The sequence below is a fragment of the Microbacterium sp. genome (assembly GCF_036823965.1).
In the GTDB taxonomy this organism is placed as follows: Bacteria; Actinomycetota; Actinomycetes; order Actinomycetales; family Microbacteriaceae; genus Microbacterium.
In genome coordinates this window covers 140078-156370 of sequence record NZ_DAITBE010000005.1, presented here as the reverse complement: position 1 = coordinate 156370, position 16293 = coordinate 140078, and the positions used below count along the sequence as shown (strand labels likewise).

The 16293-nt window shown below is 69.5% G+C and carries 17 protein-coding genes; 13 read left to right on the top strand and 4 right to left on the bottom strand.

The genetic code is table 11. The features are described from left to right. Window positions 1-253: 253 nt before the first annotated feature. Both V7Z82_RS10590 and V7Z82_RS10585 read right to left on the bottom strand, forming a co-directional pair. Window positions 254-1357 carry a hypothetical protein gene (locus V7Z82_RS10590; protein ID WP_334151199.1) on the bottom strand — a complete coding sequence of 368 codons (1104 nt, stop codon included), beginning with the start codon at window positions 1355-1357 and terminating at the stop codon, window positions 254-256. Further along, window positions 1354-2235: a hypothetical protein gene (locus V7Z82_RS10585; RefSeq protein ID WP_334151198.1), complete on the bottom strand. Its 882-nt coding sequence runs from the start codon at window positions 2233-2235 to the stop codon at window positions 1354-1356. The genes V7Z82_RS10590 and V7Z82_RS10585 overlap by 4 nt, the downstream gene beginning before the upstream one ends. Window positions 2236-2266: 31 nt before the next feature. Between V7Z82_RS10585 and V7Z82_RS10580 the strand changes: the two genes are divergently transcribed. From V7Z82_RS10580 to V7Z82_RS10570, 3 genes are read left to right on the top strand one after another with little or no spacing between them, the layout of a single operon-like run. Then, a complete protein-coding gene (locus tag V7Z82_RS10580; protein ID WP_334151197.1) occupies window positions 2267-2971 on the top strand; it encodes a Pr6Pr family membrane protein in 705 nt (234 codons plus the stop codon). Window positions 2972-3013: 42 nt separating this feature from the next. Further along, entirely contained in the window at window positions 3014-4027 is a 1014-nt protein-coding gene (locus tag V7Z82_RS10575; RefSeq protein ID WP_334151196.1) for a hypothetical protein, read from the top strand. Then, window positions 4024-4635, top strand: a complete 612-nt coding sequence (locus V7Z82_RS10570) for a GNAT family N-acetyltransferase (RefSeq protein ID WP_334151195.1) — start codon at window positions 4024-4026, stop codon at window positions 4633-4635. The genes V7Z82_RS10575 and V7Z82_RS10570 overlap by 4 nt, the downstream gene beginning before the upstream one ends. Window positions 4636-4641: 6 nt before the next feature. On the opposite strand, the gene V7Z82_RS10565 is transcribed toward V7Z82_RS10570, so the two are convergent. Next, a complete protein-coding gene (locus V7Z82_RS10565; RefSeq protein WP_334151194.1) occupies window positions 4642-5499 on the bottom strand; it encodes a helix-turn-helix domain-containing protein in 858 nt (285 codons plus the stop codon). 139 nt (window positions 5500-5638) lie between these two features. Between V7Z82_RS10565 and V7Z82_RS10560 the strand changes: the two genes are divergently transcribed. Both V7Z82_RS10560 and V7Z82_RS10555 read left to right on the top strand, forming a co-directional pair. After that, complete coding sequence (locus tag V7Z82_RS10560) at window positions 5639-6694, top strand: SDR family oxidoreductase (protein WP_334151192.1); 1056 nt, start codon at window positions 5639-5641, stop codon at window positions 6692-6694. Further along, window positions 6691-7050: a hypothetical protein gene (locus V7Z82_RS10555; RefSeq protein WP_334151189.1), complete on the top strand. Its 360-nt coding sequence runs from the start codon at window positions 6691-6693 to the stop codon at window positions 7048-7050. Before V7Z82_RS10560 ends, V7Z82_RS10555 begins: the two co-directional genes overlap by 4 nt. Window positions 7051-7158: 108 nt before the next feature. Here the strand turns inward: V7Z82_RS10555 and V7Z82_RS10550 are convergent, their stop codons facing one another. Next, on the bottom strand, window positions 7159-7749 hold the full coding sequence (locus V7Z82_RS10550; protein ID WP_334151187.1) for an Lrp/AsnC family transcriptional regulator: 591 nt from the start codon (window positions 7747-7749) through the stop codon (window positions 7159-7161). A 150-nt stretch (window positions 7750-7899) separates the two neighbouring features. Here V7Z82_RS10550 and V7Z82_RS10545 point away from each other — a divergent pair, with 150 nt between their 5' ends. From V7Z82_RS10545 to V7Z82_RS10510, 8 genes are all read left to right on the top strand, one after another. Continuing rightward, window positions 7900-9486, top strand: coding sequence for an ABC transporter substrate-binding protein (locus V7Z82_RS10545; RefSeq protein ID WP_334151185.1), 1587 nt, complete (start codon window positions 7900-7902; stop codon window positions 9484-9486). A gap of 11 nt (window positions 9487-9497) precedes the next feature. Then, window positions 9498-10559, top strand: coding sequence for an ABC transporter permease (locus tag V7Z82_RS10540; protein ID WP_334151183.1), 1062 nt, complete (start codon window positions 9498-9500; stop codon window positions 10557-10559). Next, window positions 10556-11467, top strand: coding sequence for an ABC transporter permease (locus tag V7Z82_RS10535; RefSeq protein WP_334151182.1), 912 nt, complete (start codon window positions 10556-10558; stop codon window positions 11465-11467). The genes V7Z82_RS10540 and V7Z82_RS10535 overlap by 4 nt, the downstream gene beginning before the upstream one ends. Beyond that, window positions 11464-12282 carry an ABC transporter ATP-binding protein gene (locus tag V7Z82_RS10530; RefSeq protein ID WP_334151180.1) on the top strand — a complete coding sequence of 273 codons (819 nt, stop codon included), beginning with the start codon at window positions 11464-11466 and terminating at the stop codon, window positions 12280-12282. The genes V7Z82_RS10535 and V7Z82_RS10530 overlap by 4 nt, the downstream gene beginning before the upstream one ends. After that, entirely contained in the window at window positions 12260-13114 is an 855-nt protein-coding gene (locus V7Z82_RS10525; RefSeq protein WP_334151178.1) for an ABC transporter ATP-binding protein, read from the top strand. The genes V7Z82_RS10530 and V7Z82_RS10525 overlap by 23 nt, the downstream gene beginning before the upstream one ends. A gap of 79 nt (window positions 13115-13193) precedes the next feature. Continuing rightward, a complete protein-coding gene (locus tag V7Z82_RS10520) occupies window positions 13194-14237 on the top strand; it encodes an iron-siderophore ABC transporter substrate-binding protein (RefSeq protein WP_334151176.1) in 1044 nt (347 codons plus the stop codon). Further along, window positions 14234-15265 carry a FecCD family ABC transporter permease gene (locus V7Z82_RS10515; RefSeq protein ID WP_334151174.1) on the top strand — a complete coding sequence of 344 codons (1032 nt, stop codon included), beginning with the start codon at window positions 14234-14236 and terminating at the stop codon, window positions 15263-15265. Before V7Z82_RS10520 ends, V7Z82_RS10515 begins: the two co-directional genes overlap by 4 nt. Further along, window positions 15262-16290, top strand: coding sequence for a FecCD family ABC transporter permease (locus tag V7Z82_RS10510; RefSeq protein ID WP_334151171.1), 1029 nt, complete (start codon window positions 15262-15264; stop codon window positions 16288-16290). The genes V7Z82_RS10515 and V7Z82_RS10510 overlap by 4 nt, the downstream gene beginning before the upstream one ends. The last annotated feature ends 3 nt before the right edge of the window (window positions 16291-16293 follow it).

Sequence of the window (16293 nt, the reverse complement as noted above, 5' to 3'; positions counted from 1 at the left end):
GTCACGCTGGGTAACGCGGCGCCGGACGCAGAAGAGCCGAGGAGGGTAGTGGGGGTGGGTGTCGCTTGGGGACCGACATCCACCCCATCCCCCCTCGGGATCAGAGGAAGAGAAGTGAATCTTCCTCCGCAGACGGCTGAGCCGTCACGCTCGCGGTCAGCTGGGGACTGACGCAGCGGAGCGTTTGCCAGAATGGTATACCGAACGAGGTTGCAAGAGATTGCGCTCATTCACGTGGATGGAAGCGGTGCGGTCAGTGCATCCGTGTCCAGAACCAGATCAGCCCGAACACGATCAGGAACGCGATCGGCACCCACGTTCCGCTGCGCTTCAGCCGACGTCCCTGCTGGGCCACCCCGGGCGGGGGAGTGAGCAGTCCTGCGGGCGCCGCGAACGGCAGCTGCGGAGCGCCATTCGCGGGTGCTGCGGCGCCCTGCTCGGCTCGCAGGCGGTCATCGCGCCACCGTGCCCACTGGTCGAACTTCGTCATGAGCGCTCCGACCGCGCCGAACAGCCATGCCCATGTCGCCGGGTCGAGGGTCGAGACCCTGCGCTGCGTGTACAGGAACAGCCAGTCGTCGACGATCTCGACGTCGAGCTGCGCCGCGTTGTCGATGAAGCGCGCCGTGATGTCTGGCGTGAACAGGTAGAGCGCATCCTGCTCGTAGCCGGCGGGGCAGTACAGCGTGAAGTGCTGATCGAAGTCGCCCTCGAGCGACAGTCGCTGCTGCCTCTGGAACGATGCCGGCAGGTTCGACCCGAACCCGTTGTTGCCGATCGCGTCAAGCACGATGTTCGGCAGGGGCACGTCGAGCTTCACGGCGACGTAGCCCCAGCGATAGGTCGTGGAGCTCTTCCCCGAGCGCACCGTGTACTGGTAGTTGCCGAACTCGACGAAGCGCGGACGAGAACCGCGCAGCAGGTCGGTCGACATCCGGGAGTTCCCGAGGCTGAAGATCATGCCGGGCAGCGGCGGCGAATCGACCTGCGCCTCGTAGTCCATGCCGTTCGCCTGCGCGAAGCGGTGCAACCGGTAGCGTCGCTCGCGTCCCCGGCGCCACGTCATCCACGCGATCACGACCGCGGCGCCGAGGCCGAGCACGATCAGGAGCACCGGGATCACGGCGATACCCGGACTCTCGCCGAGCGACACGAAGCTGATCAGGATCGTCGCGAAGACCGGGATGATGATGACGGCCGCGATCACGGCCACGATGATGCCGATCACGACGGAGGCTGTCGCCGTGCCGGAGCGACGCGATCGCAGCTCCGCGGCGAACGACCGCACTGCCGCCGGATCGACGGGCTCGGTCAGCGGACGCGAATCGAAGGTGATCGGATGCTGCGGCGTCGTCACCGATTCACCTCGTCCGCATCCCAGCCGAGGTCGGCGCCCTCACGGATCGGCAGCGCCTCGATCCGCTCGTCGGCGCAGATCGCCCGGATCAGATCGTGCGGGCCTGCGACGATCGTGGAGTCGAAATCGACCTCGGTCACCAGCACCCAGGCCCGGTCATCGGGCCAGAGGATGCTCGGGCTCTGCGCGGACGGCGGGAAGCCGCGCGCTTCGGCGGCACCATCGCGCCAGGGCGCCTGCAGCACCCAATCCGCGTCGACGAATGTGCGCGGCGCTGCGGAGAACAGCACGTGCTCGCGGTGGGGGAGCGCCAGGCGAGGGCCCTCTGAGATCTCGCGGGAGAGGATGCCCTCCTGCCAGGTGGGCTTGCGGAACACGTTGTTGAACGGGTCGTGCGTGCTGCGGTTCAGCATCGCTTGGTGATGCGGATCGTCGCCGGACACCGCGAAGGCGCTGGACGGCGTCTGTCCGAAGTGGCCGAGCAGCCCGCCGTGTCCGTCCCACAGGGCGACGACTCCGGCATCCGGTGTCGCCGTGTGCGCGACGAGATGCTCCGCGACTGCCGCGAGTTGCTCCGGGTCGAGCTCGCCCTCGAGCGGCGCCGAGTATTCACGGCCATCCGGACCGATCCGGGTGCGCCAGTCCCCGTCGACCGGCGTGCGCACGATGCGCTGCCACTGTGCGAGCCCGTGCAGCGTGGTGCCGAATGCTGCGGCGGTCGCTGCCCAGGTCGTCGGTGCATCGTCGACCAGCGGCGGATGGAGCACCCGGGCGTACGCGGGGTGACCGTGTGGCACGACGCTGTGCATGGAGGGGGAGCCAGGGTCGAGGCGCTCGCGCAGCCAGTCGCCGACGCTCGGGTTCGCGATCCACTCCATGGCACCCACGCTACCGACATAGAGTGTCGGGGTGATCGCCACGACCGACTTCCCCAGACGGATCGCCGCATGGGGGCTCGGTCGGACCGTCGCCGGGGTCTTCGTCCTGGCGGTGCTGTGCTTCGGCTACGGACTGCGCATCGCGGTCGGAGACGACGACCCCTTCGACTACTTCGGCTACTTCACCAATCAGACGAGCCTGCTGGCCGCCGTCATCCTGATCACCACCGGATCGCTCATGATCGTGGGGCGACGGGTTCCGCGGGTGCTCGCACTCGCCCGCGGCATCGTGACGGCGTACCTCCTGGTCGTCGCAGTGATCTACAACCTGCTCGTCCCCGGAACCGGCTCGGCGCCGCCATGGATGAGCTTCGTCCTGCATGTCGTGTTCCCGCTGCTGGTCGCGCTCGATTGGGTGCTCGTCGGCGACCGACCCCGGCTCGCATGGAGCCGGCTGTGGATGCTGCTGCCGTACCCGATCGTCTGGCTGGTGGTCGTGCTGGTCCGCGGCGTCACAGACGGGTGGGTCCCGTACGGGTTCCTGCTGCCGGAACGCGGGGTGCCGTCACTCCTGCTGCATGTCGCTGGGCTGCTGGCCGCGGTCCTCGCGGCCGGTGCGCTGGTGTGGGCGGCGAGCAGATCGCGCGGCATGCTGCTGTCGGACCGCGGCATCGGAGCGGTGGGAGACGGCGGCGGGAATGATGGGGACTCCGGCCGTCCGTCCCCACTACGGTAGAGGCGTGTCGCCGACGGTCGACGGCCTCAGGGGAGATGTCGCATGGTGAATCAGACCTCGGTCATGCCCGGCGAACGGGTGTTCCGCCGGCATCCGCTTCGGGCAGCGATCGGCGCGCTCGCGCTCTCGGTGGTGCTGTCGGCGGCGACGTTGTTCATCCTGCCGCGGTTCCTGCCACGGAACATGGATGTCTCCACTCGCGGGCTGATCGTCGCGGTCGTGGCCATCGCGCTCACGGCAGCGGTCTGGGTGAGCACGTTCTGGTTCCGGAACATGCGCATCGTCGTGCGCCCCGACGTCGTGGAGATCGGTCGACCGGGCGCGAGGGAGACCTACGTGCGATCGGCCACCGGGTTCCGCTCGCAGATCACCGAGCACCGCACGAACGGGCTCCGCAGCGGCGTCACGCGCGCCCTGATCGTGCACAGCGCCGGCCGGGAGATCACGGTCGAGCTGCCGGGCTTCACACGCGCCACCTTCAACGAGCTCATGGCCGAACTGAACCCGATCGCGCAGCCGCGCCTCGCCGATCCGGTGGATGACGCCAGGGCCCGCGCGCACCTGCCGCGGACGTTCGCAGTGGATGCCTCGCGCGAACGGCGCCTGGCCTCCGGGCTGACGATCGCCACGGTCGTCTGCGTCCTGGCGATGGCCGCCACTGTCGTCCTGGTCCTGCAGCCCGGATTCCTGGACGGCGAGCTCTCTGCGCTCATCCTCGTCGCGCCGATCACCGGGCTCGCCGCCATCGCCTGCGGGATCCTCGCAGCCCTGCGCGCACGGATCGCGCGCTCCGCGCCGGTGCAGATCTCCCTCACGACACACGGCATCCGCATCGACGACGTCGACCACCCGTACGACCGGATCACCCGCCTCTGGCTGACACCGCCCGCCTACCCGACCCGTCGACTCCGCATCGAGCGGACCAACGGACGCCCAGCCAGGCACACGCTCTCGTCCGCTCGCATCGAGATGAGCCCGGACTACGGCGATCTCCTGCTCACGCTGCGGGCCGACACCGCGCAGCGACCGGGCCTGATCTCGATGGACCTCGAATGACCTCGGAGTCCGCCGGCGCTGACGGGGAGCGCGGCCGCGGCATCCGCCTCGCCCCCGAGTACCCGATCCGCACGGAGCGCGTGCTGCTGCGGCCGATCACGATCGACGACGCAGCCGCGATGCACGCGTACAAGTCCGACGCGGATGCCGTGCGCTACGTGCCGTATGCCCCGCTCGCGCTCGCAGACGTCGAGCGCCGGATCGCCACCACCTGGTCGAACACGCGCTTCGCGCAGCAGGGCGATGCCGTCTGCCTCGCCGTCGAGGACCAGGTGACCGGCGAACTGCTCGGCGACGTCGTGCTGTTCTGGCGGAGTGAGGTGGACCGCGCGGGAGAGGTCGGCTACATCTTCGATCCCCGGTCGGTGGGACGCGGCTTCGCGACCGAGGCCGTCGCAGCGCTGCTCGCGCTCGGCTTCGACGGGCTCGGGCTGCACCGCATCTCGGCGCGGATCGACGAGCGCAACACCGCGTCGGCGCGGGTCGTCGAACGGCTCGGCTTCCGGCAGGAGGCCCGACTCGTGGACAGCGAGTGGTTCAAGGACGAGTGGTCCACGCTGTTGATCTTCGGGTTGCTCGACGACGAATGGCGGGCGCAGGGCGGCTGACCGCGATCAGTCGAGTGGTGGGCGCGTCGCCGCCTCGGTGGGGTTCTGCTCGAGATGCATGGAGGCGAGCAGGCCGAGCTTCTCGGCGGCATCCGTCCCGGCATCCGGATGGTAGATCACCAGCATCTGTCCGTCGGCACCGCCGATCGCGAGCTTCTCCCGATTGAGTCGCAGCTCGCCCACCTGCGGGTGATCGAAGGTCATCTCGACACCTTTGCGCTCGGCGATGTCGTGGCGTGCCCACAGCTGCGCGAAGTGATCGCTGGCGAGCGAGAGCTCTCCGACGAGCTCTCGGACGCGGGGATCATCCGTGTCGGCGCCGATCGACTGACGGAACCCGGCGACGAGACCCTGCGTCGCGAGCTCCCAGTGCGGGAACAGGTCGCGCTCGGCCGGATCGAGGAAGACGTCGCGCAGGCGATTGCCGCCGACCACCCACCGCGGCGACACCGCGGCGGCCAGGCCGTTGGCGGCGAGCACGTCGAAGTACCGGCCCTCCACGAATGCCGGGAACGGGACGGATGCCACGAGCTTGGCGATACCGATCGGCACCGTCTCCCGGCGGGGGCGGGCTGCGCGGCGAGGTCGTTCCGTGGCGAGGCCGAGCAGGTGCGTGGTCGCGCGCTCATCCAGCTGCAGGACTCGGGCGATCGACGTCAGCACCTGCGTCGACGGGTGGCGGTCGCGCCCCTGCTCGAGTCGGAGGTAGTAGTCGGCACTGATCCCGGAGAGCATCGCGACCTCTTCGCGGCGGAGCCCTGCGACCCTGCGCACGCCCAGCACCGGGATGCCGACCTGCTCCGGGCTCACGAGCTCGCGACGGGCACGCAGGTACTCGCCGAGCAGGTTCGGATCCTCGGTCATGCCCTCACGATACGCCCGGGTTCGCCGGTCATCCTGGTCCTCTCGCACCCAGGAACGCGGGGGCGATGGCTGCCAGGAGACCACGAGCGCAGACTCGATGCAGGCGCACCAGACCGGTGCGTCGGAAGGGATCAGACCCATGACCAGCACCCGAGTCCTCGTCACCGGCGGCTCCGGCTTCATCGCCGGACACATCATCGTGCAGCTCCTCGCGGAGGGCCACCTCGTGCGTGCCACGATTCGTTCGCTCGATCGTGAGGCGGCGGTGCGGGAGGTGCTACGCGACGCCGGCATGATCGACGGCGAGCACCTGGAGTTCGTCGCGGCCGACCTCACGAGCGATGCGGGGTGGGCGGATGCCGTCGCAGGCGTCGAACAGGTGATCCACGTCGCCTCGCCCGTGCAGCCGGGACACGTCGACGACGAAGACGACCTGATCATCCCCGCACGCGAGGGCACCGTTCGCGTGCTGCGAGCGGCTCGCGACGGGGGTGCGCGCCGGGTCGTGCTCACGTCGGCGTTCCACGCCGTCAGCTGGGGGCATCCGCACGACGACCATGTCTTCACCGAGGACGACTGGACGGTGCTCGACGGGCCGGGAGTCGACGCATACGGGAAGAGCAAGACCCTCGCCGAGCGCGCCGCGTGGGAGTTCGTCGCCGACGAGGGGCGCGGGCTCGAGCTGGTCGCGATGCTGCCGGTCGCCGTGATGGGACCCGTCATGGGCGGCAGCGTGTCGGGGTCGAACCACATCGTGCAGCGCATGCTCGGCGGTGCGATGCCCGCCCTCCCGCACATCTTCATCCCCGTCGTCGACGTGCGCGACGTCGCCGCTGCGCACCTCCTGGCGATGGCGGATGCGGATGCCGCCGGTCAGCGCTTCCTGCTCTCCAGCGGCTCGGTGCTGCCGCTCAGCGAGATCGCTGCGACCATCCGCACCACCGTCGGCGATGCGGCGAGTCGTGTGCCGACGCGCACGATCCCGAACCTCGTCGTGCGGATCGCCGCGGTGTTCAACCCGGCGTTCCGGGCCACGGTCCCCGACCTCGGATACCGCAAGCAGCTCACGAACGCGAAAGCCCGTCGGATGCTGCGTTGGAGCCCGCGCGATCCGCACGAAGCCATCGCTGCGGCGGCGCAGAGCATGGTCGCGAAGGGGCTCGTCCCTTCGGCATCCCCCATAATCGAGGTGTGACTGCCACTGCGACGCTCCCTTCCCTCGACGGCCGCCGATTCGGGATGGTCTCGTCGACCACCTCAGCGGTCGACCCCGACGCACCGAGCGTGTTCGAGTACTTCGAGCGCGACGGAGCCATCTGGGGCGGCTACGAGGGAGACACCGTCACCTTCGGCAAGTTCGTCGGCACCCGCACCGGTGACACGATCTGGGTGTCGTTCGTGCACGTGCTCGTCGCCGACGGCACGGTCGTCACGGGCGACGGCGAGAGCGAGATCGAGCTCACGGAGGACGGGCGCCTCCGCCTGGTCGAGCACTACGAGATGCACGGACTCCCGCAGCTCAGCGTGTGCGAGGAAGTCCCAGCCGCCTGACGGGCGAGCGAGCGAGGCGGTGCTCGCAGGTGTCGCGAATGGTCGTGACGCGCCTCGTGAAGCGGCCAGCTGCGACCCCGGGGCGACAGCTGCTCGCGGCAGGTCGGTTCAGCGGGGCGGCAGCGAGTCGCGGCCGGGGGATGCCGGCGTCCACCGTGTCATGCCGAGCGGCGCGATCTCGCTCGTGCGCTCCGGCAGGTCGCCAGGGAGCAGGTACGGACGACGGATGACCTCGTCGAGCACCACGACGCTCACGACCGTTCGGACCTCGGGGAGCTGGGCGATGACGCCGGTGGAGAACTCGTGCACACCGCTCACGTCGACCGCACGGATCAGCAGCATCGCGTCGTGCTCTCCCGTGGTGATCGCGCACCACTCGACGTCCGGCATCTCGAGCACGCGATCGCGGAAGGACGCCCAGGCCTGGGGCAGCACCGTGACGAACACAAGCGCCCCGATCGAGAGACCGGCCTTGGCCTGATCGACCCTGGCGCTGAACCCGGTGATGACCCCGTCGTGCACGAGCGACTCGACGCGCGTGTAGGCGTTGGCCCTGGAGATGCCGACCTTGTCGGCCAGGGCGGCGATCGAGACACGACCGTTATCGCGGAGCACTTCGAGGATTCTGTATGCCGTCTCGTCCAAAGGGGTGGCACTTCGTCCAGAATGCTTCGCGTCAGCGGCATCCTTGCTGGACATATTGCTCCTCACATCCGATGATCTGGACAGACCCTTACGCTGATCTGCATCCTTGCTGGACACATCGTCGCATATGATGCGAATCTGATCACCGGTCGTCCACTTCGGACCGACCACTCCCGAATGTACTCCTCGCCTCTGGAGGCTCTCATGTCGTCACGTCGCAGCACGTCAGTCATCGCGATCGGAGCGGTCGCGCTTCTCGCGCTCGCCGGTTGCTCCGGAGGAAACTCCGCCAACAACAGCGATCAGTCCTCGGGCTCGGACTCGCTCGTCATCGACACCGCCTTCTCGATCGAGACCACCGACCCGGGTCACACCTACGACCCGACCGGCAACATGATCGCGAAGGCGCTCTACGAGACCCTCGTCGACTTCGAGGGCTCCGATGTCTCCACCCCGGTGCCCGGCCTCGCGTCGTGGGAGCAGAACGAGGAGGCGACCGAGTTCACCTTCACGCTCGAGGGCGACCGCGTCTTCTCCGACGGCACGCCGATCGAGGCGAAGGACGTCGTCTTCACGCTGCAGCGCATCCAGGGCATGGAAGACGCCAAGCCGAACTTCCTGCTCGGCGGCCTCACGATCGCCGAGGTCGACGACAAGACGATCACCATCACCTCCGAGACCCCGCTGCTGCAGCTGCCCGCGATCCTCGCGAACCCGGCACTCGGCATCGTCAACTCCGACGTCGTGATCGAGAACGGCGGCACGACCGACGGCACCGACAGCGCCCAGACGTTCCTCGACGGCGAGTCCGCGGGCTCCGGTCCCTTCGTGCTCGACACGCTCGACCTCAGCTCGCAGGTCGTGCTGACCAGGAGTGACGAGTACAACGGCGACGAGGAGTCGGCGTACTCCCGCGTCGTGGTGCGCAACGTCTCGGAGAGCGCCACGCAGCTCGCCAACCTCAAGGGCGGCGACTCCATGGTCGCGATGGACCTGAACGGTGACCAGGTCGCCGGTCTCGGCGACGGCCTCGAGGTCGAGTCGGTTCCCTCCGGCCAGACCATCTTCCTGCTGCTGAATCAGTCGGAAGCCGTCGCTGGTGACCTCGCGAACGTGAAGATCGCCGAGGCCATCCGCTACTCGCTCGACTACGACTCGCTGCTGGAGCTCGCAGGTGCCGGCGCCGAGCAGGCCACCGGCGTCATCCCGCCCGGATTCGAGGGCGCACTGGACACCGGTGTGGAGCAGGACCTCGACAAGGCCAAGGCCGCGCTCGCCGAGGCCGGTTACACGGGCCAGACCCTGAAGCTGCAGTTCCCGAACGACTACCCGGTCGGCGGCGTGGAGTTCACCCCGCTCGCCGAGCGCATCCAGGCACAGCTCGAGGATGCCGGCATCACGGTCGAACTCGCCCCCGCGCCGTTCGCCACCGAGCTCGACGCCTACGTCAACGGCACCGAGGGCTTCGGCCTGTGGTTCTGGGGTCCGGACTACGCCGACTCCGCGAACTTCCTGCCCTTCGGCCCCGGCCTGAAGGTCGGCCTCCGCGCCGGCTGGGCAGCTGAGGCCAACCCGTCGATCGCCGCGATCGCAGCGGATGCCGCAGCAGCGACGGATGCCGCCGCACGCACCGACGCCTTCACGGCGTTCGCCGAGGCCATGCAGACCGAGGGCCCCTTCGTTCCGCTGATCGTCCCCGGCCGCAACATCGCGACGGCAGACTCCGTCACCGGCGCCGTGTACAACTCGGTGTGGGAGATGGACATCGCCGAAATCGCTCCGGCCGGCTGAGCGGACATCCCATGACGACAGTGGCCGTGCAGAGGCAGGCGCAACGGCGCCGATCGCCTCTCGTCGGATACCTGCTGCGGCGGGCCGGGACCTCCCTGCTCCTGTTGGTGGGCGTGACGATCGTCACGTTCCTGCTCACCAACCTGGTGCCGGGAGACCCGGTCTCGGCCGCGCTCGGTGAAGGTGCATCCCAGAACCCGGCGACGCGTGAGGCGTTCATCCGGGAGCACGGGCTGGACCAGCCGCTGTTCGTGCAGTACTTCATCTACATGGGGAACCTGCTCCGCGGGGACCTCGGCACGTCGCTGGTGACCGGACGCCCGGTCACCAGCGACCTCGCCACCGCGGTGCCGGCGACGATCGAGATCGCGATCGGCGCCATCATCCTCAGCCTCGTCGTCAGCATCGTGCTCGGCACACTCGCCGCGTACCGCCGCGGACTGGTCACCGACCAGGTGATCCGCGTCGTGACGCTGGTCGGGCTCAGCGTGCCCACCTTCTGGCTCGCGCTGGTCAGCTTCTACGTCTTCTTCCTCGAGCTGCGCATCGCGCCGGGCTCCGGGCGCATCTCTCCCTCGATCACGCCGCCGCCGCGCGTGACCGGGCTCTACACGGTCGACTACCTCCTGAACGGCGACGCCGTCGGCTTCTTCGACGCCCTCGCGCACCTCGCCCTGCCGGTGATGGTGCTCTCGCTCGTGACGATCGGTCTGCTCACCCGGTTCATCCGCACGTCGGTGCTCGAGGTGCTGGGCAGCGACTACGTGCGCGCCGCCCGCGCCAAGGGCCTGCCGGCGATGCGCGTGATCCTCGACTACGTGCTGCGCGGCGCCTCGCTGCCGATCCTGACGGTCGTCGGCGTCGCCTTCGGTGCGCTGCTCTCGGGCACCGTGCTCGTGGAGTCGGTGTTCGCATGGCCCGGCCTCGGCACCTACGCCTACAACTCCGCCGCGAACCTCGATCTGCCCGGCATCATGGGCGTCGGGCTCGTGGTCGGCATGATCTACCTCCTCATCAACTTCGTCGTCGATCTGCTCTACGGCGTCCTCGACCCGAGAGTGAGGATCGCATGAGCCGCATCGACGCCGTCTCCGGACGCGGCCGCTTCCGCTTCCGCTGGCCACGCGCCTGGCGCACCCCGCTCGGCATCATCGGCACCGTGATCGCCGGCGCCTGGATCATCGTGGCCTTCACGGCGCAGTGGTGGGTGCCCTTCGGCCCGAACGCCCAGGTGCTGCCGCGTCTGCAGCCACCGGGGATCGACACCCTGCTCGGCACCGACGGCAACGGGCGGGACATCTTCTCCCGCCTGATGACCGGCGCCACCGTGAGCCTCCCGCTCGCCCTGATGCTGGTGATCGCCGCCATGATCATCGGCACCACGATCGGTGCGCTCGCCGGCTACTTCGGCGGCTGGGTCGACGAGACGCTGATGCGCATCACCGACCTCTTCATGGCGTTCCCGACCGTCATCCTCGCGATGGTGGTCGCAGCATCCCTCGGTCCGTCGCTGTTCAACGCCGTGATCGCCGCGATCGTCGTGTCGTGGCCGCAGTACTCCCGTGTCACCCGCAGCATCGTGCTCGGGCTGCGAGGGCAGAACTACGTGATCGCCGGACGCCTGCTCGGCCACTCGCCGCTGCGCACGCTGTTCATCGACATCCTCCCGAACATCGCAGGTCCCGTGCTGGTGCTCGCGACGCTCGACATCGGCGCTGCGATCCTGCTGCTCTCCGGACTCTCCTTCCTCGGTCTCGGCGCGCAGCCGCCGACCGCCGAGTGGGGATCCATGATCTCGGGGGCGATGCAGAACTTCGACGCCTGGTGGCTCGGAGTCTTCCCCGGCCTCGCGATCCTGACCGTGGTGCTCGCGTTCAACTTCCTCGGCGATGCGATGCGCGACGTGCTCGACCCGACCGCCGAGATCGCGCACGAGAAGCAGGCCGACAACAAGGCCGCAGCGACGGGAGTGCCCGCATGACCGCGCAGCGCACGCCGGCACTCAGCATCCGCGACCTCACGATCGACATCGGTCGTCCGCTCGTGCAGGGCGTCTCGATCGACCTCGAGGCCGGTCGCATCCACGGTCTCGCCGGAGAGTCGGGATCGGGCAAGACGCTCACCTCACTCGCCGTGCTCGGGCTGCTTCCACGCCAGGCCCGCACCGGCGGCTCGATCAGCCTCGGCGGCGAGGAGCTCGTCGGGCTCAACCGCCGCGCGCTCAACCGCGTGCGCGGCAAGCGCATCGCGATGGTGTTCCAGGACCCGTCCGCGTCACTGCATCCGCAGCTGCCGGTCGGGCGCCAGCTCACCGATCACATGCGCGTGCACCTCGGCCTCAAGGGCGCCGCGGCCCGCGCCAGGGCCGTCGAGCTGCTCCAGACCGTGCAGGTGCCGAACCCCGAGGAGGCGCTGAAGCGGTACCCGCACCAGTTCTCCGGCGGGCAGCGTCAGCGCATCGCGATCGCGTGCGCCCTCGCGTGCGATCCGGAGGTGCTGCTGGCCGACGAGCCGACCACCGCCCTCGATGTCACGGTGCAGGCCGGCATCCTGCAGCTGCTGCGCGATCTCGCGATCGAGCGGAACCTCGCGGTGCTGCTGGTCACGCACGACCTCGGCGTGATGAGCGCGATCGCCGATCAGGTCGCGGTCATGAAGGACGGCAGGATCGTCGAGCTCGCCGATCGGGAGACGCTGTTCCGCGACCCGCAGCACGAGTACACGCGAACGCTGCTCGCGGCCCTGCCCGGTTCGCGGATCGAAGGAGCATCGGATGGAGAGGCCGCTCATGAGTGAGGTCGCCGTCCTCGACGCGCAGGACATCGTGGTGCGCTACCCGGGCAGCCCGCCGGTCGTCGCGGTGAACGGGGTGTCGCTCAGCGTCGCTCCTGGCGAGACCGTCGCGCTCGTCGGCGAATCCGGCAGTGGCAAGTCGAGCCTGGCGCGCGCTGTGGTCGGCATCGAGAAGACCGCCGGCGGCACGGTGCTGTTCCGGGATGCGCCGGTGTCGCCCCTCGGCATCCGTCGCCGGTCGATCGCCCTCACCGGCATCCAGATGGTGTTCCAGGACCCGTCGACCTCGCTCAACCCTCGCCGCCGTGTCGGCGACCAGATCGCCGACGGCATCGCCACCGCCCGCGCCAGAGGAGCTGCGGGATCGACCGTCGAGGAGTGGCTCGAGCGCGTCGGACTCCCGACGAACGTGCGCACCCGATTCCCGCATCAGTTCTCCGGCGGACAGAAGCAGCGCATCGCGATCGCCCGCGCGCTCGCCGCGCGGCCCTCGCTGCTGGTGGCCGATGAGCCGATCTCGGCGCTCGACGCCTCGACCCAGACGAGCGTCGCGGGTCTCATGCGCGACCTGGTCGCCGAGGCCGGCGCCGGGATGCTGTTCATCTCGCACGACCTCGCGGTGGTCCGCCGCATCGCCGACCGCACCTTCGTGATGTTCGGTGGCCGTGTGCTCGAGTCCGGGCAGACGGACCGCGTGTGGGCCGATCCGCAGCATCCGTACACCCGTGCGCTGCTGGCGGCGATCCCCGAGCCCGACGGCGCAGGACGCATCCCGCTCGCGCCGACGACCGAGGAGCGCATCGTCTGGTCGGAGATCCCGCCGGTCCTGAACTGACCAAGGGCGAGCGGGATGCAGGATCCTTGTCGCGTAGATAAGCTAAGGCAACCCTTATCTCACGGAACAGGTTCCCTCCATGCCCCTCACCCGTTCGAAGGCGCTCGCCGCCGTGTTCGCCGCCGTCATCACGGCAGCGGCGCTCACCGCCTGCGCCCCGTCGTCCGACAGCTCCGACGACACCGTGCCGGCGGTCGACTCCGACGCGTTCCCCGTCACGGTCGAGCACGCCTACGGCGAGACCACGATCTCGGAGCAGCCGAAGCGCATCGTCAGCGTCGGCTACACCGAGCAGGACACCCTCTGGGCGCTCGGCATCAAGCCGGTCGGCGTGACCGACTGGTACGGCGACTACGACTTCGCCTCGTGGCCGTGGGCCGACGAGGCGAGAGGGGACTCCGAGCCGGAGGTGCTCAGCACGAGCGACGGCCTGGACTTCGAAGCCATCGCACTGCTCGACCCCGACCTCATCATCGGCACGAACGCCGGGATGACGGAGGAGGACTACGACCGTCTCTCCGACATCGCGCCCACCGTCGCGCACTCGGGCGACTACTCGATGTACTTCGAGCCGTGGGATGTGCAGACGCTGCAGATCGGCGAGGCCGTCGGGATGCCGGATGAGGCCCAGGCGCTCGTCGACGGCATCGAGTCGCAGTTCGCGGATGCCGCTGCAGCCCACCCCGAGTTCGCAGACACCTCGGTGGTGTTCCTGCAGAACGCGATCTACGACGGTGCCGCGATCGCGTATCAGGACGGCCTGAGCACGGACTTCCTCACGAGCCTCGGATTCTCCATCCCGTCCGAGATCGACGCCTACGCGCCGGATGACGCCTCTGGTGGCCAGGCGTACATCCCGGTGGAGAACCTCGACGTGCTGAACGCAGCGGACGTGCTGATCTGGGGCACCGAGTCGGATGACGACATCACCGCGCTCGAGAGCGAGGCGTTCGTGACCGCGATCGAGGCGCAGAAATCCGGATCGGTCGTCTACACCGACGGCGTGACCGCAGGTGCGATCTACTTCACCTCGCCGCTCAGCCTCCCGTACGTGATCGATGCCCTGGTCCCAGCACTCGCAGACGCGATTGCCGGGAACGGGCCGGCGCACACCGAGGAGTGATCCTCGCGGCACGCGCACGACGCGATCCGTCCCGCATCTCCGCGGGGCGGATCGCGCTCGTCGTCGTGCTCGCCCTCGTCGCGCTGGTCGTCGCCGCGGTCATCGGCCTCACCGTCGGCACGAAGTTCGTGCCCCTCTCGACCGTGCTCGACGCGATCCTGCGCTTCGACGGCAGCGACCTGCAGCTCGTGGCGCGGGAGTCGCGCATCCCCCGAACCGTGCTCGGCATCGTCGTCGGGCTCGCGCTCGGCGCGGCCGGTGCTGTGATGCAGGGCCTGACCCGCAATGCGCTCGCCGACCCCGGCATCCTCGGCGTCAACGCGGGAGCATCCGTCGCCGTCGCGCTCGCCGTCGCCGCCCTCGGCATCTCCGACTTCCCGCAGCTCATGGCCTTCGCACTGCTCGGGGCGTGCGCGACCACGATCGCCGTCGTGCTGCTGGGCGCTGCCGGCGGCGGCAGCCCGGTGACGCTGGTGCTGTCCGGCGTGGCGCTCGCCGCGGTGCTGGGCGGGGTGACCACGGCACTCGTGCTGCTGAATCCGCACTCCTTCCTGCAGATGCGCAGCTGGGAATCCGGCGCGCTCGCCGGTCGCGACCTCTCGATCCTCACGGTCGCAGGGCCCGCGATCGCGCTCGGGCTGGTGCTGGCCTTCGCGCTCACTCGCGGCCTCGACGTGCTCGCCCTCGGCGACGACACGGCCGCCTCGCTCGGCGTGAAGATCGGCACGCTCCGCACGGGCGCCGTGGCGTCGGTCACCCTGCTGGCCGGCACTGCGACCGCCGTGGCAGGGCCGGTCGCGTTCCTCGGCCTCGCCGCTCCGCACATCGCCCGCGGCGCCGTCGGCGCATCGCAGAAGGCGATCGTGCCGCTGGCTGCGGTGATCGGGGCGATCGTCGTGGTGCTCGGCGACGTCGTCGGCCGTGTCATCATCGCGCCCCAGGAGGTGCCGGTCGGCATCGTCATGGCCTTCGTCGCGGCGCCCTTCCTGATCGTGATCGGCCGTCGGAAGAATCCGGTGCAGCTGTGACCGCCGACGCCAGGACCATGATCCGCCGTGCACGCCGGCCCCTGCACCGCCGCGGCCGGTGGGGGATCGGCATCCTGTCCGCGGTGCTGCTCGTCACCTTCATCGCGAGCCTCTCGATCGGCGACACCGTGCTCCCGCCGCTCCGCGTGCTCGCGGCGCTGTTCGAGACGGACGGTGGCGTGCGGATGGTCGTGATCGACTGGCGGATGCCACGCGCGCTCGCCGCCATCGTCTTCGGTGCAGCACTGGCGCTCTCCGGCACGATCTTCCAGACCATCACCCGCAATCCGCTCGGCAGCCCGGACGTGATCGGCCTCACCACCGGCGCGTACACCGGAGCACTCGTCGTGATGACCACCGGCGGCGGCTCCGGCCTGAGCGTGGCGATCGGCGCGGTGCTCGGCGGATTCGCGACCGCCGCACTCGTCGCGGCGCTCGTGGCCGGACGGGGCGCGCTGGGCTACCGCATCGTGATCGTCGGCATCGGGGTGAGCGCGGTGCTGGCCGCACTCAACGCCTGGATGCTGCTGCGGGCACGACTCGAGGTCGCGATCTCGGCCGCGATCTGGGGCGCCGGCTCGTTGAACGGTGTCGGCTGGGCGCAGGCGGCGCTGCCGATGGTCATCGTGCTGGCGTTGATCGTCGTGCTGGCCTGCGCTCGCCGCGGACTGTGGCTGATCGAGCTGGGCGACGACATCGGCACGAGCCTCGGCGGTCGGATGAGCCTGTCGAAGGCCGGGCTCGTGGCGATCGCCGTCGGGCTGACCGGCGTCGTGACGGCCGTCGTCGGTCCGATCGCGTTCGTGGCGCTCGCCGCCCCGCATCTGGCTCGGCTGATCGTCAGGAACGGCGGCGCCCACCTCATCGCGACGGCCATGATCGGGGCGACGCTGCTCGTACTCGCCGACATCGTCGGGCAGAACGCCATCCCGAAGCATGCGTTGCCGGTGGGCGTCGTGACGCTCGTGCTCGGCGGTGTGTACCTGATCTTCCTCGTGGTGCGGACGGCCCGGCGACGGTACTGAGTG

What these genes read in the sequence shown, in the direction of transcription:
- V7Z82_RS10585 (WP_334151198.1), bottom strand. Translation starts at nt 2,235, where the DNA reads ATGGAGTGGATCGCGAACCCGAGCGTCGGCGACTGGCTGCGCGAGCGC.
- V7Z82_RS10575 (WP_334151196.1), top strand. Translation starts at nt 3,014, where the DNA reads ATGGTGAATCAGACCTCGGTCATGCCCGGCGAACGGGTGTTCCGCCGG.
- V7Z82_RS10570 (WP_334151195.1), top strand. Translation starts at nt 4,024, where the DNA reads ATGACCTCGGAGTCCGCCGGCGCTGACGGGGAGCGCGGCCGCGGCATC.
- V7Z82_RS10565 (WP_334151194.1), bottom strand. Translation starts at nt 5,499, where the DNA reads ATGACCGAGGATCCGAACCTGCTCGGCGAGTACCTGCGTGCCCGTCGC.
- V7Z82_RS10560 (WP_334151192.1), top strand. Translation starts at nt 5,639, where the DNA reads ATGACCAGCACCCGAGTCCTCGTCACCGGCGGCTCCGGCTTCATCGCC.
- V7Z82_RS10550 (WP_334151187.1), bottom strand. Translation starts at nt 7,749, where the DNA reads ATGTCCAGCAAGGATGCCGCTGACGCGAAGCATTCTGGACGAAGTGCC.
- V7Z82_RS10545 (WP_334151185.1), top strand. Translation starts at nt 7,900, where the DNA reads ATGTCGTCACGTCGCAGCACGTCAGTCATCGCGATCGGAGCGGTCGCG.
- V7Z82_RS10540 (WP_334151183.1), top strand. Translation starts at nt 9,498, where the DNA reads ATGACGACAGTGGCCGTGCAGAGGCAGGCGCAACGGCGCCGATCGCCT.
- V7Z82_RS10535 (WP_334151182.1), top strand. Translation starts at nt 10,556, where the DNA reads ATGAGCCGCATCGACGCCGTCTCCGGACGCGGCCGCTTCCGCTTCCGC.
- V7Z82_RS10530 (WP_334151180.1), top strand. Translation starts at nt 11,464, where the DNA reads ATGACCGCGCAGCGCACGCCGGCACTCAGCATCCGCGACCTCACGATC.
- V7Z82_RS10525 (WP_334151178.1), top strand. Translation starts at nt 12,260, where the DNA reads ATGGAGAGGCCGCTCATGAGTGAGGTCGCCGTCCTCGACGCGCAGGAC.
- V7Z82_RS10520 (WP_334151176.1), top strand. Translation starts at nt 13,194, where the DNA reads ATGCCCCTCACCCGTTCGAAGGCGCTCGCCGCCGTGTTCGCCGCCGTC.